Below are 14,979 nucleotides of genomic sequence, written 5' to 3'. Positions count from 1 at the left end.
CGAAGAACGGGGGGACTAATTGCATTGGGAGGTGGGTAAGATGGCACGTGTATTAGTAGTCATTACTCCAGCTGAAGGACATGTGAATCCATCGTTAGGATTAGTTACTCAGTTGATAGACAATGGTGAGGAAGTCATCTATGTGTGCACGGAGGAGTACCGTTCCCGAATTGAACAAACCGGTGCCCAGATCATTACCTATCCGTTTCCACAAGATGCCTTCTCTCATGATCCGGTGTTGAAACCCCAGGAATACAAGCATCCGTATCAGTTCATTTATATGATGGTAAGTATTATTCGGAGGATCATCCCCAATGTGCTGAAGGTGGTCGAGGATCAAAAGTTTGATTATATGATCTTTGATTCCCTGATGGGATGGGGAGGGACTATTGTTGCAGAAAAACTGGGAATTCCTGCGGTGTGCTCGATTGCGTCCTTTGCTTTTGTGGAGCCTCTGGGGTCTAGCTCAGTTCTGAATGAGATGGAGACGAAGGAGCTTTATGAGGCTACAATGAAGATTACAACGGAGTTAGCAGAAGAGTTTCAAGTGAGTATTCCAGCCATGGAAGAGATTCCGGCACATACAGGTCAGTTAAAGCTTGTGTACACCAGCCGTTATTTTCAGCCGCAGGCAGAAAAGCTGGATGATCGTTTTATTTTCACGGGTCCTTCGATCATAACACGTCAAGATGCTCCAACCTTCTCGTTTGAGCTGCTTCGTGAACGGTACCCGCAAACCGTGTACATTGCTATGGGTACGATCTTAAATAAGAATTTGGATTTCTATCAGCTTTGCTTTGAAGCATTAGGGGTTCTACCCGTGAATGTTGTTTTATCTTCAGGAAAATACACGGATATGGGGCCACTGGCTGATCAAATACCTCCTAATTTTATCGTCAAGCCATACATTGCCCAGTTGGACATGCTGCAGCATACCGATGTTTTTATTACACATGCTGGAATGAACAGCACAAGTGAGGCGTTATATTACAACGTTCCGATGGTGATGATTCCATTAACATCGGATCAGCCTCTTGTCGCCAATCGGGTACAGGAGCTCGGCGCGGGTATTACTTTAAATAAACATAACCTCAGTGCAACTAATTTGAGAGAGGCATTAACAGAAGTACTACACAATTCACTTTATAGACGGCAGGCTTACCTCATTGGTGAATCTCTAAGGCAGGCAGGCGGTTACAAGCGAGCTGCCGAAATGATTATGAGTCATATGGGTTCAGATCGGAAAAGTTACACAATTTAATGGTTTTCCATTCAAAGTCGCTTAATAAGCGGCTTTTTTTGGTTTTAATGGTCTTAAGACTTGACCTACAGTTAACTCTATGTCTTATACTCCGATTAGGCTTGCAAATTATATAAGGAATTGGAGATTTTATTTATTATGGCGAAGAGCACGAATTGGAATGTTTTTGGACTCGCAATACTACTAGGTTTATTTTCTACATTAGGTCCATTTACGATTGATATGTATTTACCGGCTTTTCCGGAGATTGCACAAAATATGAATACAACGGCATCACTTGTACAATTTAGCCTTACTGCTTGTTTATTAGGACTCGGTGTAGGACAACTGGTTATGGGTCCTTTGAGTGACGCGTACGGTAGACGTAGACCATTGTTGATCTGTATGGCAGCTTACATTATTTGTTCCTTGGCATGTGCTTTTGCTCCGAATATCGGACTATTGATTTTGTTTCGTTTCACGCAAGGATTTGCCGCTTCGGCTGGAATTGTCATTTCCCGTGCGATAGCTAGAGATCTGTATAGTGGACATGAACTCACTAAATTTTTCTCTTTGCTGTTGCTTGTAGGGAATTTGGGGCCTTTGGCAGCACCCATCGCGGGAAGTGGGGTTCTTTCATTCACAACCTGGATTGGCGTATTTATCTGCCTTTCATTCTTGGGGATTTTCTTATTAATCATGACAAAATGGAGCTTAAAAGAAACACACCCCGTCGAAAGACGTATGGTTCCCGACTTCAAACAGCAATTGGGTAATTACAGAATGCTTCTGCGTGACCGCAAATTTGTAGGCTACATGCTGGCACAGGGGATCATGACGGCAGGGGTCTTTGCTTATGTGGCGGGAACCCCATTCATTTACCAAAATATATATGGAGTTACACCCACGGTATTTGCTATATTATTTGCTTCGAATGGCATCAGCTTGATCATCGGATCTCAAATCGTGGGTCGATTGGCCAAACGTATCCCTGAGCAGACGCTGCTATTATCGGGACTATGGCTTGCTATAATAGCAAGTGTGGCTGCTTTGGTCGTAACCCTGGCTCATGGTCCGCTTTTCGCTTTGGTCATTCCGTTGTTCTTCTTCGTATGCTCGATCGGCATTACGTCTACAGCGGCATTCCCGCTTGCCATGGAGAGTCAAGCTAAGATGGCCGGAAGTGCAGCAGCATTGCTCGGCGTTGTTCCTTTTCTTCTCGGTGCACTGGTTGCTCCTCTGGTCGGTATCGCAGGTGAGGACACTGCCGTCCCGTTAGGACTCACTTTATTAATGACCAGTATTGTTGCGATTGTTACTTATTTTCTACTCGTCAAAAAAATCTCGGAACATACACCTAATCATGCCCAGTCTAATGCTGACTTTTAGTATAGAAGGAACAGCTCGTCAAGCAATGGCGTGAGACATGAATGAATATGAATATGATTCCATTATAAGTCGCTCAAATAGCGGCTTTTTTTGGTTTTCTTACTGAACGCTCAGCCTGAATTCCGGTAAGGCATTGTTAGATAATGGAGAGACTAGGTAGGAGGGGCTGCTCACTGCTTCATTTGATATAAGCTTAATCTCTCTTGTACAGCATCCAGGACTTCTTTCGGAATCTCCTTCACCTTGATATCTTCTCCTAGAAAAAGCAACCAATTAGTGATTTCGGTTAACTCTTCTGAGTTATGAACATTCATAAATGCCTTTAGGAGAGCCGTAGTCTGGTATGGATTCGTATAGGCCATTGAAAATTTTAAAGGATGGTATTTTTTGAATTGCGCAATTGCCTTTGGACCAAGTTCCAGGACAAGGTTGATCACTTCTTCCTGTGTATTTCGTTTGAGTTGTTCTACAATCTTTTTTGTACTCAGTCTTTTTTTCGCCGGGTATGCTTCGACATGGATGATGTTGTCAACTGATACGATTCGTCTTTTTTCTTCCTCCAAGTCAAGACCTTCAATGATCCAATGTCCTTTTTGATGATGAAGGTGCAAGAGAACGATAGGATAGGACTTTGTTTTCTTCTCTTCTTGGACAGTAACTAACAAATAACGTTCTATAAGCAGAATTTGGATGAGTTTTTCCAAGGTAGGGTGAGGCAGGTCTGACAGATCAAGCAAGTCTGGATTATGGGGATTGGTCCCTTCAAATAGCAATATTTGATTCAAATGCACAAGGTCATCTTGCTGATTTTCTGAGATAAGGCCCAATAATTTTTCAGCCAAAGATTGACGACTCTTCAGATAAGGAAGTTGTTGATTTCTAGTCGCCATAAAGGCAATGAATAACGCTTTGATTTCATTATCGGTAAACCGGACCGTGGGCAGGAGGGAGTTGTTCATGACAAAATAACCCCCGTCCCGCCCAACTTCAGCGACAAGTGGCATTCCCATGGCTTCAATTTCTCTGATATCTCTAATGGCTGTTGAACGAGAAATGTTAAATTCTCGCATGATTTCAGAGATGGTAAAATGTGCACGGTTATTGATATACCGCGTGATGATATTTATGCGTTCAACTTTCTTCATTGGGCCCCCTAAACAGTATCATATTCTGACATGATTTAAGGTTATTATAAACCTATCAAGTGAAAACACAAATCAATTGAAAATTTAAAGAGGACGGTGTAAACCATGAGTAATTATCATTTCGAAGAAAAAGACAGTTTTATCGTTTTAGGTATTGGAACAGAGCTTAAAAGCGACTACACAGACTATGCTGGCATCAGCAAGGAGAAGGCGGATTTTTGGTCCACTATGAAAGAGGATGGAAGCCTGGACACATTAAAGTCCCTAGCTACTAATGACTACATTTTTGCTGTAAACGAAGCAGTGAATAACAAGATGATGCATTATGCTGGCGTTATGACAGAACAATCTCTGCCAGAAGCAACGAGAGTAATCCAATTTCCTAAGGGAGAATACCTTGTTGTGAAGGGTGAAGCAGAGACGGCTGATGCGCTCAGTAATATGCTTACTGGCGTTGCCTTTGGTCAAGCCCTCCCCGTAGAAAAGGATTATGCCTATGTTGGCGGTCCGAATACAACAGTTGAAATGGGAGAGAAAAACGGTTTGGTATATGGTGAAATGTGGATTCCTGTTGTAAGGAATGGATAAGACGTGGAGATCTGAAGACTTTTGAGTTGAATATGAAGGATAATGCTCTCTTCCAAATGGAAGAGAGCTTTCCCAATTGCACGACAGCATGTTATTAATTTAAAACGCCGCTGCCGACTATTGTAACCTTTACTTCCGGGTGAAAACGAACTTGGGCATATTGTTTATTCCAGTCTAGGCTTTTCCACAAGTCAGGGTAATGGGCAATTAAATGTCTGCCTATACCGAAGGAATCACAACCACTTTGCTGAAGTGTCTTGATAATTTGTTCTGCGTCCTGACTCATGTCATCGGATAACTTGCGGTTCAGACGTTCAATCGTGTCTTTTTCCTGAAGATGATTCATTGCATACTCAACGATCGTTACTGGAAGTTCGATATGGAGATTCACATCAATTTGGCTATCGTTTGCCACCTTTACCGCGAGTTTGCGCTTAATTTGTTCGATATTCGCTTCGTAAGTGACATAGTTCCGCGGGTTGTTAGAAGGCCCAGGGTGAATCTTTTTGACAAAACGCGCTGCTTCATTCCATTTACCACTCATAATAATGTATAAGGGAGCCTGTTCGGTATTAAGACTGCCACTGAACCTTTGCCCATGAAACAGGGCGATTCCCCGAGCATCAATTTCCTCTCCATCCTTATGTAGATAAGGCAGCGTAAAATCCTGTCCCGGATCGAGCATGGGAGGGAGAAGGGTCTCTAACGTCATTTCCGGAAAAATACATAATTCCTCCAGACTCTTAATTTTTTTGGTAATAAAATCACCAATCAATATGCTGCCCACTTTTTTATGGTGTAACAGATCTCCGGCATCGCCATCCACAATCGCAATTTTCACATGTGAGGTTGGGTAATCCGGTTCCCGATATAAGACGTCCAGGTATGGGTAGATATCATTTTGTGCGAGTTTGTTGCCGTATAAGATCATCCCATATTTGAAAAACCGGATATCACCAGTCACTTTAGCGCGAATTCTATCCGTGCTTTGACGGACGGATCTCCCGGTGCCTGAGTGGACTTCATTACCGCTGCCCCCTTGTTGACTCTCAGAATCATCGACAATTTCAAGCGTCTGTTTAATTTCACCCTCTGAGGTGATGTCAAACGCCGAAGCATTAGCCAGTCTTGCATCTTTTAAACTATCCTGATCCCAACATCCCGTCATCACCATGAGCAGGGTCAGCAGGATGAGGATTTTGCCTCGTTTACTCATATTATCTTCTCTTTTCGTTTCATTATATAAGATAGAACCAACAGGAGCAGAGGCAGGATCATCAGAAAAAAGTAAGCCGATCTGTTGGCTATCGTACTAATCAACTCCAGTTTTTCCCGCTGTTGTGGCAGATAAGCAAGTACACAAGAAGCAAGAACGACATAAGGCACAGCTTTTTTATGGTGTTTTTGTTTGAAGAGATAACTTATACCATAGGATGCCGTATAGTAATAACCACATATGGCCCCGAAAATTGAAATTAACCAGATAGGGAGGAACAGGAAATCGGCCCGATCCATTGTCCCGAGTGGGATCGAGCGGAGCAGATAAATGACCGGTTCAGGCATTAGGTCAAGTTGCTGGGGGCTGAACGCCGTTGAACAAATGAACACGGTGAATGCATACAACACCACGACTACAGCACTTGCTAAAGCAACAGACTTGAGTTTGCCACCGCTGCTACCTTCAACCATAGGAAATACAACGAGAAAAAACTCGAATCCGAACATGGCCATTAATGTTTCGGTTGATCCACTAATGATATTGGACCATCCTGCTTCGGTTAAAGGCAAAAGATATAACAGATTGATCTCCTTGAGTCCATAACTGATCAATACCATCATGGGCAAGACCAAAAAGGAGATGAGTACAAGTACTCGGGCAATGATTCGTAATTTTTGCCGAACCAAATAGATACTGCTGAACAAAAAGAGGGCTAATATAGCCCACCGAGGCGTATCCTGCAGCATCCAACGGTTAATCACACCGTAAGCGTTCACCAGAACAGAAGTGCCCATCAAGAGGAAATATCCAACATAGGCAATGATCAGCAACTTGCCAATCCATTTACCCGTAATCAGCGTTACAATATGATAAATGGACGAACTCGGGAATCTTCGCATCAAAAGCCAGCACAACAGTATGACAAGTTGGATCAGGAACCCTCCAAGGAAAACAGAGATCCACCCACCGCCTTTAGAGAGAAGATGTATCCGGTAAGGGAGGGACAGAATATCTACACCAATTTCAAATTTCAAAATGAGCAAGAATAATTGTCCCTGAGTGATTGTCGTTTCCTTATTCACGTTTTTTCCAACTCCTAGAGAACTTCTGCTGATTCAGCCGCCGTGGGCGGGCATCATGAGGACGCCCGCGAAGCGCCCAAATGGGAAATCGAATCCATACATCCTTCATGTCAGCTAATCGGAAAGGGGCCACTGGAGCAAAATAAGGCGATCCGAAGTTTTCCATCTTACAGAGGTGAATGGTTAGAATCACCAGACCAAATGCGATGCCGATATATCCAAAAAGCGCCGCTCCAATCATCATTGGAAAGCGGAGAATACGGACTGCCGAACTCATCTCATGCGAAGGCACCAAAAACGACGAGATAGCAGTTAGCGATACCACAATAATCATTGTATAGGATACAAGCCCCGCACGAACGATAGCATCTCCGATAACCAAACCGCCAACGATGCCGATGGTCTGGCCCACTCGGCTGGGAAGTCGGACCCCGGCTTCTCTTAATACTTCAAAGATCAGTTCAAGCAACATTGCCTCTACAAGTGCAGGAAAGGGGATGTTCTGCAATGATTTCTTGATTGTGTGTGCCAGCTCGATCGGTAAAATGGCGGAGTGAAAAGAGATCGTTGCAATATAAACAGCAGGTAATGTAAAAGCAATGACAAAACTCATCATGCGAATTAACCGTAAAAAAGAACTGACAATCCAGCGACCATGATAATCATCCGGACTTTGATAAAAAGCAAAAAACGTAACTGGAGCAATAAGAGCTGACGGACTTCCTTCGGCAAGTATGGCGACGCGTCCTTCCATCAAGTTGGCAATAACCCGGTCAGGTCTTTCTGTATTGAGCTGCTGGGGAAACAGAGAGAAGGGGTTATCCTCCACAAATTCTTCAATAAAACCTGGAGCGAGCACCATATCTGAAGATATGGATGTGATTCGCTCTTTGACTTCGTTCACCAACTCCGGATTGGCCAAGTCCTGAAGATATACAACTGCAATTTTGGTATGTGTCTTCTCGCCGACGTTAAAATATCGAACGATTAAGGATGGACTGATAATTTGTCTGCGGATCAGATTCAAATTAACCGAAAGCTGCTCTACGAATCCATTGTGCGGACCTCGAATAACACCTTCGTTTTCCGGTTCGGTTGTGCTACGGACATACATTTTCTCGGTAGAGAGAATGTAAAACTCCGGGTACCCGTCGATTATGTAAAGACATTTCCCTTGAATAAGTGAGACTATTCCACGTTGCAGATCCGTATCTTTTCGATTTTCTACTGTGGTGAACGATGGGTAGATTTCCGAATGGGCTTGCTCATTTAGTGCGGTTAAGACATGTGTTTGAATGATCTCCTGATCTACAAGTGAATCGATATAGAGAAGCACACTGTGTACACCATTAAGTAGAAGCAATTGTTGTTTCAAATCGTCAGTACAGTAGAGGGACTGTTCCACATAAGAAATATTCATTTTTAATTCAGAGAAAGCCTGATTGGTTGGGGTCATTGATCCACCTCTTTATAAAATGCGACATGGATTATCTTGTGCAAAATCAAGACTATTATTCAATAGGCGCTTCTTATTCAAAGAACTTATAACCAAACATTGAAAAAATAGCTGTACTAAAATCCATAATTTACAATTCAATTAGAAACTTTTTCCTAAAACTAGCGTCTAATATTATGACTTTTTGAGGGGTTATAAATTACTAGAGAGTAGAAGGAGCCAAAGACAACGCATGAATATGAAAAAGAAATTATCTATTTTTACCGCTTTAGCCGTTTTTCAAGCATTTGCAGTCGGTTCTGTGAATGCGCAATCAGCACCGCAAGGTGACACCGCGTCAGTAAACACGGCCAATGTAGAATCAGTTGAGGTGTTAAAGCAAGAGCAGCCGATTGCAGAGCGTGAAGTGAAGACGGAGAGCAATAACAAATCTACCAATACTCCGCCCGCTGAAGCCAAGGACACTCAGACCTCGACCGGCACTGAGGCAACACCTAAAACAGATAGCGAAAAACCTGCATTGGATGGGGGAGAGAGCACTGCAAACGAAACGGGTACGAAACCTGTAGTTCAAGAGGAAACACCTGAGGAGGAAACGCCAGCTACACCTGCTCAAATAGAGCAACCATCCATTGATGGAACGTCTCCTGTAGCAGCAGGTGGGAATCTGACGTTGTACATGAATAGCAACAAAATGGAGCAGGATGGAAAAACGTATCTTGCGGGCCAGCCAATGGCTGTAAAAAACGGTGTATCCTATGTTGCAATTCGTGCACTGGTAGACCGAGTGGGATACGGCGTAAAATACGATAACAAAACCAAGGAAACCATCATTATTAGTGGTGAGGATGAACTCCGATTCAAGACTAACAGCAAAGACTATACGGTAAATGGAGAGACCAGAACGATGAAAGGCCCTGCGTATCAGCAAAAAAGTACATTCATGGTGCCGTTAACTTCCATTACTCAAGCTCTGAACATCACCTATAAAGTGAATCAGTCGGCTAAAACGGTTGTGTTGAATCTAAATACAAAACCTGTTGCAAGTTTCACCATTTCCCAAAAGGAAATCTTTGCGGGTGATCAAGTGGACTACGTGACTTCTAACAGTTCACCCAATGGAATGGATATCGTTGACGAACGCTGGACTGGTCGCCAGGATTCATTTGATCAAGCAGGTACATATACGATTTCATATCAAGTACAGGATTCCAACGGCCAATGGAGTGATCCCTATTCCGTTACCATTGAAGTATTGAGTCCTAATCTTCCTCCTGTAGCCATGTTCGCCACAGATAAAGAACAGTATAAAATGGGCGAAAAAATAACATACACAGACCAAAGTACAGATGATGAAAATAATATTGTTAAAGCGGTATGGGAGAACAATTCACTTGCGTTCTTTGAACCGGGTCCAAAAACGGTGACACTTACGGTTACTGACAATCACGGCGCTACGAACACGTATTCCAAAGTCATTACCATAACGAATGAGACCTTATATTCATTTACCGACTTCAATTTACTTTTCACGCCGGTAGGACAGAAATTCACCTTTAACGGCGGCGAAGTGACTACGATGGAGAAAGTCCCGTATACGTACATGGATGAGCCAAGTTTGCTGATCCGCAGTAACAGTCCGGAAACTGTGAATACGGAAGGCATTGTATATAAAGAATCATCTTCGGGGCAGACCCGTTTCATGATTCACCACGTGAACAATACAGGCAAAAGAGTAAAAATGTATGTGATTGCAACCAATAACAATCCAAATCCGGCAGTATTTGAACAACAGAATATGGGCTTTGCCGGCCCTACACCGTATGCTACCGTAGCTGGGAAATTGTCTATTGATAAATGGTTCAAGTCAATTCAGACTGGAGCGGATCAAAAGAAAGAGTACCTTCAACCTGGGGAAAGCAAACTGATTTTGACAGAACTTAATAAAACGCCAATGAAAGAAGGACAAGTCATTTCTCTCTATTCGGACGCTTATAGTGATTATTCCCTAGACTATAACGTTATCCTGGTGGAAGAAAATAAAGATCCGTTTGAGGCTCTGCCATTGTTACCTGTGCTTGATCGTGACGGAGTACACAACCGTGGTACGTACCCGAATGCGACTCGCATTATAAAGTACGATGAGCACGTGGGAATCAAACCTGCCCGTCTGCCACTTGGTGACAATTCAAGCGATCCCAATCTGGTAGGAACAGATCCGATGGCTTACACAGACGCATCCAATGCGGGTAATTTCGGCGTATTATACAAAATCACGCTGACCAATGTTGCACCGCGTACACTTATCTCCTTTAACCCTCGTGGAGGGAAGTACTCCGGAGTAGCTCTGGTGAACAATCAGTTGGTATCGATTGCCGAGGGTAACGTTGCGGTTGCCAATTCAAGTGAACAAAGCGTGCTTTACCGCACCGGTTCAACTGGAGAGAGCGTAACCATTCTATTCTCTGCCGCACCAGGAAGCAACCTGCCGGTGAATCTGCTCTTTACACCACTCCCATCGGAGAAGTAATCTAGTTGTCTCTTATAACGAATAGTTTGAGTGGCGCGTTAATCATCGACAGAAAAGACTCCGTATGGAGTCTTTTCTTTTCACTACTTATTCTACTAAGGAGGAATCAAATTCCGATGAATGTAGTCGTCAAGTTGATACGTGAATTCAAAGAGCGGGATACCCGGCGTTTGTTGAAAGATTATCGAGACAGAGTGGGGCTTATCAGGAAACGGAATTTGGAAGTTTGGGATGATCAGCGCCTGCAAGCAGAATCTCTTCGACTGCAAGAAGAAGCAAGATCAGGCACGCCTTTGGATGATCTGCTTGTTGATGCTTATGCTCTAGTCTGCGAGGTTGCGAAGAGAACACTCGGATTACAGCCTTACGATGTGCAAATTATGGCTGCGATTGCTTTGCACGAGAGATTCTTGATCGAGCAGCATACCGGTGAAGGAAAAACACTCTCTGCCGTTATGCCTGTTTATCTCAACGCTTTGACAGGCAAAGGCGTTCATGTGCTTACTTTTAACGACTACTTGGCAAATCGAGATGCCGAGTGGATGGGCCCGATCTATCGCTTTCTTGGGTTAACGGTAAGCTCGGTTCAAGCGGGCATGAGCCTGTTCGAGAAACGGGAAGCTTACGCCAAGGATATAACCTATGTTACGGCTAAAGAAGCAGGGTTCGATTATTTGCGTGACACAATAACATTCAATGAGGCTGATACCGTACACCGTCCTTTCCACTACGTCATCGTTGACGAAGCGGATTCATTGCTTCTTGATGAAGCGCGGGTGCCGCTAGTCATTAGTGGCGATTCGAGTGCTTCCAAGAGTGATGGCAATCTTTTCGCAGAAGTGGCCCGGCAGCTGCAGCCAGGTGAGCATTACGATTTTGACGAGTTCCAACGGAACGTTTACTTGAATGAAGCCGGTGCTGCAAAAGCGGAGTTGCTGCTGGGATGCGGCAATTTGTACGATAGCCATAACAGTCATTGGTTAACGTCATTGAATTGTGCGCTGCATGTGGAATCGTTATTAAAAAAAGACGTCGATTACATCGTCCGGGACGGTGTAATTGAGCTAATCGAAGAACACACCGGCCGTGTGGCCGAGAACAGATATTTGCCGGACGGGTTGCAAGCTGCCCTTGTGGCCAAAGAAGGGTTGCAGTGGAAGGCCGGTGGTAGAATTCTCGGCACGATCACGATTCAGCACTTTATTAGCCTGTATTCGGGAATTTGCGGAATGACGGCTACGGCGCACGCTTCAGCAATGGAATTTGAGGATATCTATGCGTTACAGGTCGTGCAAATACCGCCAAACCAGCCAAACATACGGATCGACCACAAGCACCGAATTTACACCCATAAAGAAGCCAAATATAAGGCGCTTGTACAAGAAATCTCTTCCGTCCATAGGGTGGGACGCCCCATTCTTATTGGTACGTCAAGCGTCGAGGAATCTGATATGCTAGCGGAGGAGCTTGCCGCTGCTGGCGTACCTTGCCAGGTTCTGAATGCAAAAAACGATGCAAAAGAAGCCGAAATCATCGCTAAAGCGGGAGAAATAGGCGCGGTAACGGTATCTACGAATATGGCAGGGCGCGGCGTCGACATTCGTCTCGGCGGCGGTAATCCCGCGCAGGCAGAAGTAATTGCCAAGCTTGGCGGATTATACGTAATAGGTACATATGTGAACGAAAGTATGCGGATTGATGACCAGCTGCGCGGACGTTGCGGCCGCCAAGGTGACCCTGGAGCTTCCGTATTTTATATTAGCCTGGAAGACGAGTTGATGCTTCGGTTTGGCATTCATAAACTGTTTCGCGCTCCCAATCAGGACGAGGTTCTTGATGATCCGGCGCTCCACAGCAAAATCGAGCACATTCAGCGCGTTATTATAGGCCAAAACTTCGATATTCAGCGGGAATTGAACTGTTATTCGGATATGGTGGAGGATCAGAGGCGAATTCTATACGAGGAACGGCTCGGAATATTGAAAGGCGAGAGACCGATGAGCCCATCGGAGCAGCGGGTACGGCTTTTTTATATCGACGAGTTCTGGGCTGACCATCTGGCATTCGTTTCTTACATTCGCGAAAGCATTCATCTCGAGAGCATTACCAGTCGCAACCCGATCGATGAATTCCATGCGCAAATTACCCAAGCATTCGAGCAAATTTCTGCTAAAATAGATCATGAATCGGCGAATATGCTTAGAAAACTCGGAGGTTCGAATGATCCCGAGAAATGGGAACAGTTCGGTCTGAAGAGTCCTATTTCGACTCGGACTTATATGATCAACGATCAATACAGCCAAGATAAGCGCAGCTCATGGACCGGAACGACGGTATTTGCTTTTTGGGGCAGTAAGATTTTGAAGCTGTTACTGAGGCCAGTATATAGGATGTCAAAATAGTAATGGGAGCGTGACAATCGATGAACAATAGAGAACGGTTTTCGAGCCGGGTCGATTCGTATTTGAAATACCGCCCGAGTTATCCAAAAGAGGCTATTTACTATTTGTACGACGTCGTTGGTTTACATGTGAACAGTAATATAGCAGACATCGGTTCAGGTACTGGCATCATCTCAAAACTACTTCTGGAACGAGGAAGTTATGTAATTGCGGTCGAGCCAAATCAGGCAATGCGGGAGGCCGCCGAGCAAATGTTAGAAAGTAATCCGCAATTCCAGAGTATAGCAGGTTCCGCAGAATCTACTGGATTACCTGATCAGTCGGTTGATTTTATTGTCTGCGCTCAGGCATTTCACTGGTTTGATCGCTCTGCAGCCCAAATCGAGTTTCGCAGAATTCTGCGGCCAGGTGGGAGAGTAATACTCATCTGGAATTCACGTCTTACAGACGGTACTCCATTTCGTGAAGAGTACAATCAACTGCTCCATACATATGGAACCGACTATGAAAAAGTTAATCATAAAAATATTTCTCAGACGATGTTGCTCTCTTTTTTCAAGGAAGGTTCAATGCATGAAATGCGATTCAGAATGAGTCAGGAGTTCGATTTCGAAGGATTGAAAGGCCGTTTGTTATCATCTTCTTACAGCCCTGTACCCGGGCATGCAAATTACGATCCAATGATGACGGAACTGCGGAATTTATTTGATAAAAATAATCAAGTGGGTACTGTTCATTTCGATTATGAAACTGAGATTTTTTGGGGAGAAGTATAAATACGGCATTGAAAGTCGCTACTATAGCGGCTTTTTTTTATTTTAGTGGAACAAGTTCTTGTCTCACTTGCCGGGATTAGCTGTTGGAACGAGCCCAGGCACACTTCCTTAAAATCTTATAAGAAATTCTTGATATTTCAGAAATTTATCCGAAAGGCGGGTGCTATTATACAAATACAAACAAAGACGAGGTGATGAAATGCAAGCAAAGTTGGCAGCGGACGCCATTCCCATCTCCAAAAAGCGAAAGACATGGATAAGGACGATACAAAAGTATAAAGTGATGTATGCTCTCTTATTACCAGCCTTAATTTACTTTGCGGTATTCAAATACATTCCTATGGCGGGAATCATGATTGCTTTTAAAAACTACAACCTGGCTTTGGGACTATGGGATAGCCCATGGGTAGGATTCAAGAATTTTACGGATTTTATGAACGGCGTTTATTTCTGGGACATCATGAAAAATACGATCATCATATCGCTTTATAAGCTATTGTTCGGTTTCTCCGCTCCCATCGTACTAGCTTTACTCCTCAATGAAGTGTATAGCCAATGGTTTAAAAAAATCGTACAGACAATCACTTATTTGCCTCATTTTCTGTCATGGGTCATCGTTTATGGAATTATGGTAGCATTACTAGCCCCAGGCGACGGTCTCTTTAACATGATTTTAAAGGATTTTGGTGTTGAACCCATCTCGTTTCTAACGGAACCTGCCTGGGGCAGAATGCTGATCATCTTATCTGAAGTATGGAAGGATATTGGATGGGGGGCGATTTTGTACCTTGCCGCCTTGGCAGGAATCGATCCAAGCTTATATGAAGCGGCTCGAATAGATGGCGCTTCCAAATGGAGACAGCTCTGGCATATCACGTTACCTGGCATTCGAGGAGTCATTATTCTGATGCTGATTCTGAAATTAAGTCATATCCTGGATGCAGGTTTTGACCAAATATTCATGTTTGCCAACACCTTTAACCAGGAGAAGATCGATATTATCGACACATGGGTATACCGGGAAGGGTTGGAGCGTCTTAAGATTGGCTTGGCTACTGCTGTAGGATTGTTTAAAGCTGTCATCGGATTTGCTTTAGTGTTGGCAGCGAATAAGCTTGCCAAAAAATTCGATGGGCAAATTTGGTGAGGTGG

The 14,979-nt window shown here is 43.9% G+C and carries 11 protein-coding genes; 7 read left to right on the top strand and 4 right to left on the bottom strand.

What is annotated here, in order from left to right:
• The first annotated feature begins 40 nt into the window (after window positions 1-40).
• Together MHI14_RS15465 and MHI14_RS15460 are read left to right on the top strand one after the other, a co-directional pair.
• Window positions 41-1,261 (top strand): macrolide family glycosyltransferase, encoded by a 1,221-nt coding sequence (locus tag MHI14_RS15465; protein ID WP_341130704.1) that lies wholly within the window; start codon window positions 41-43, stop codon window positions 1,259-1,261.
• A 138-nt stretch (window positions 1,262-1,399) separates the two neighbouring features.
• Window positions 1,400-2,629, top strand: a complete 1,230-nt coding sequence (locus MHI14_RS15460; protein ID WP_341130703.1) for a multidrug effflux MFS transporter — start codon at window positions 1,400-1,402, stop codon at window positions 2,627-2,629.
• A gap of 170 nt (window positions 2,630-2,799) precedes the next feature.
• Here MHI14_RS15460 and MHI14_RS15455 read toward each other — a convergent pair whose 3' ends face one another.
• Entirely contained in the window at window positions 2,800-3,774 is a 975-nt protein-coding gene (locus MHI14_RS15455; protein ID WP_341130702.1) for a helix-turn-helix transcriptional regulator, read from the bottom strand.
• Window positions 3,775-3,879: 105 nt separating this feature from the next.
• Here MHI14_RS15455 and MHI14_RS15450 point away from each other — a divergent pair, with 105 nt between their 5' ends.
• Entirely contained in the window at window positions 3,880-4,362 is a 483-nt protein-coding gene (locus tag MHI14_RS15450; RefSeq protein ID WP_091030176.1) for a GyrI-like domain-containing protein, read from the top strand.
• 94 nt (window positions 4,363-4,456) lie between these two features.
• Here MHI14_RS15450 and MHI14_RS15445 read toward each other — a convergent pair whose 3' ends face one another.
• Genes MHI14_RS15445 through MHI14_RS15435 form a run of 3 tightly spaced genes read right to left on the bottom strand, consistent with a single transcriptional unit; the run spans window position 4,457 to window position 8,119 of the window.
• A complete protein-coding gene (locus MHI14_RS15445; RefSeq protein WP_341130701.1) occupies window positions 4,457-5,578 on the bottom strand; it encodes a Ger(x)C family spore germination protein in 1,122 nt (373 codons plus the stop codon).
• Window positions 5,575-6,663 carry a GerAB/ArcD/ProY family transporter gene (locus MHI14_RS15440; RefSeq protein ID WP_341130700.1) on the bottom strand — a complete coding sequence of 363 codons (1,089 nt, stop codon included), beginning with the start codon at window positions 6,661-6,663 and terminating at the stop codon, window positions 5,575-5,577. Before MHI14_RS15440 ends, MHI14_RS15445 begins: the two co-directional genes overlap by 4 nt.
• A complete protein-coding gene (locus tag MHI14_RS15435) occupies window positions 6,656-8,119 on the bottom strand; it encodes a spore germination protein (protein WP_341130699.1) in 1,464 nt (487 codons plus the stop codon). The genes MHI14_RS15440 and MHI14_RS15435 overlap by 8 nt, the downstream gene beginning before the upstream one ends.
• Before the next feature lie 232 nt (window positions 8,120-8,351).
• Between MHI14_RS15435 and MHI14_RS15430 the strand changes: the two genes are divergently transcribed.
• The 4 genes from MHI14_RS15430 to MHI14_RS15415 all read left to right on the top strand — a co-directional run bounded on the left by MHI14_RS15430 (window position 8,352) and on the right by MHI14_RS15415 (window position 14,974).
• Window positions 8,352-10,649 (top strand): copper amine oxidase N-terminal domain-containing protein, encoded by a 2,298-nt coding sequence (locus MHI14_RS15430; RefSeq protein ID WP_091030161.1) that lies wholly within the window; start codon window positions 8,352-8,354, stop codon window positions 10,647-10,649.
• Window positions 10,650-10,765: 116 nt separating this feature from the next.
• Window positions 10,766-13,051: a preprotein translocase subunit SecA gene (locus tag MHI14_RS15425; protein ID WP_341130698.1), complete on the top strand. Its 2,286-nt coding sequence runs from the start codon at window positions 10,766-10,768 to the stop codon at window positions 13,049-13,051.
• Window positions 13,052-13,071: 20 nt separating this feature from the next.
• The gene (locus MHI14_RS15420; protein WP_341130697.1) at window positions 13,072-13,827 is read left to right on the top strand and encodes a class I SAM-dependent methyltransferase; all 756 of its coding nucleotides are present in this window, start codon (window positions 13,072-13,074) and stop codon (window positions 13,825-13,827) included.
• A 199-nt stretch (window positions 13,828-14,026) separates the two neighbouring features.
• Complete coding sequence (locus tag MHI14_RS15415) at window positions 14,027-14,974, top strand: ABC transporter permease (protein WP_091030155.1); 948 nt, start codon at window positions 14,027-14,029, stop codon at window positions 14,972-14,974.
• Window positions 14,975-14,979 lie beyond the last annotated feature (5 nt).

The organism is Paenibacillus sp. FSL K6-2393 (assembly GCF_038002545.1).
GTDB lineage: Bacteria > Bacillota > Bacilli > Paenibacillales > Paenibacillaceae > Paenibacillus.
The sequence above is the reverse complement of the archived record's forward strand: the minus strand, read 5'-3'. Positions and strand labels throughout refer to the sequence as shown.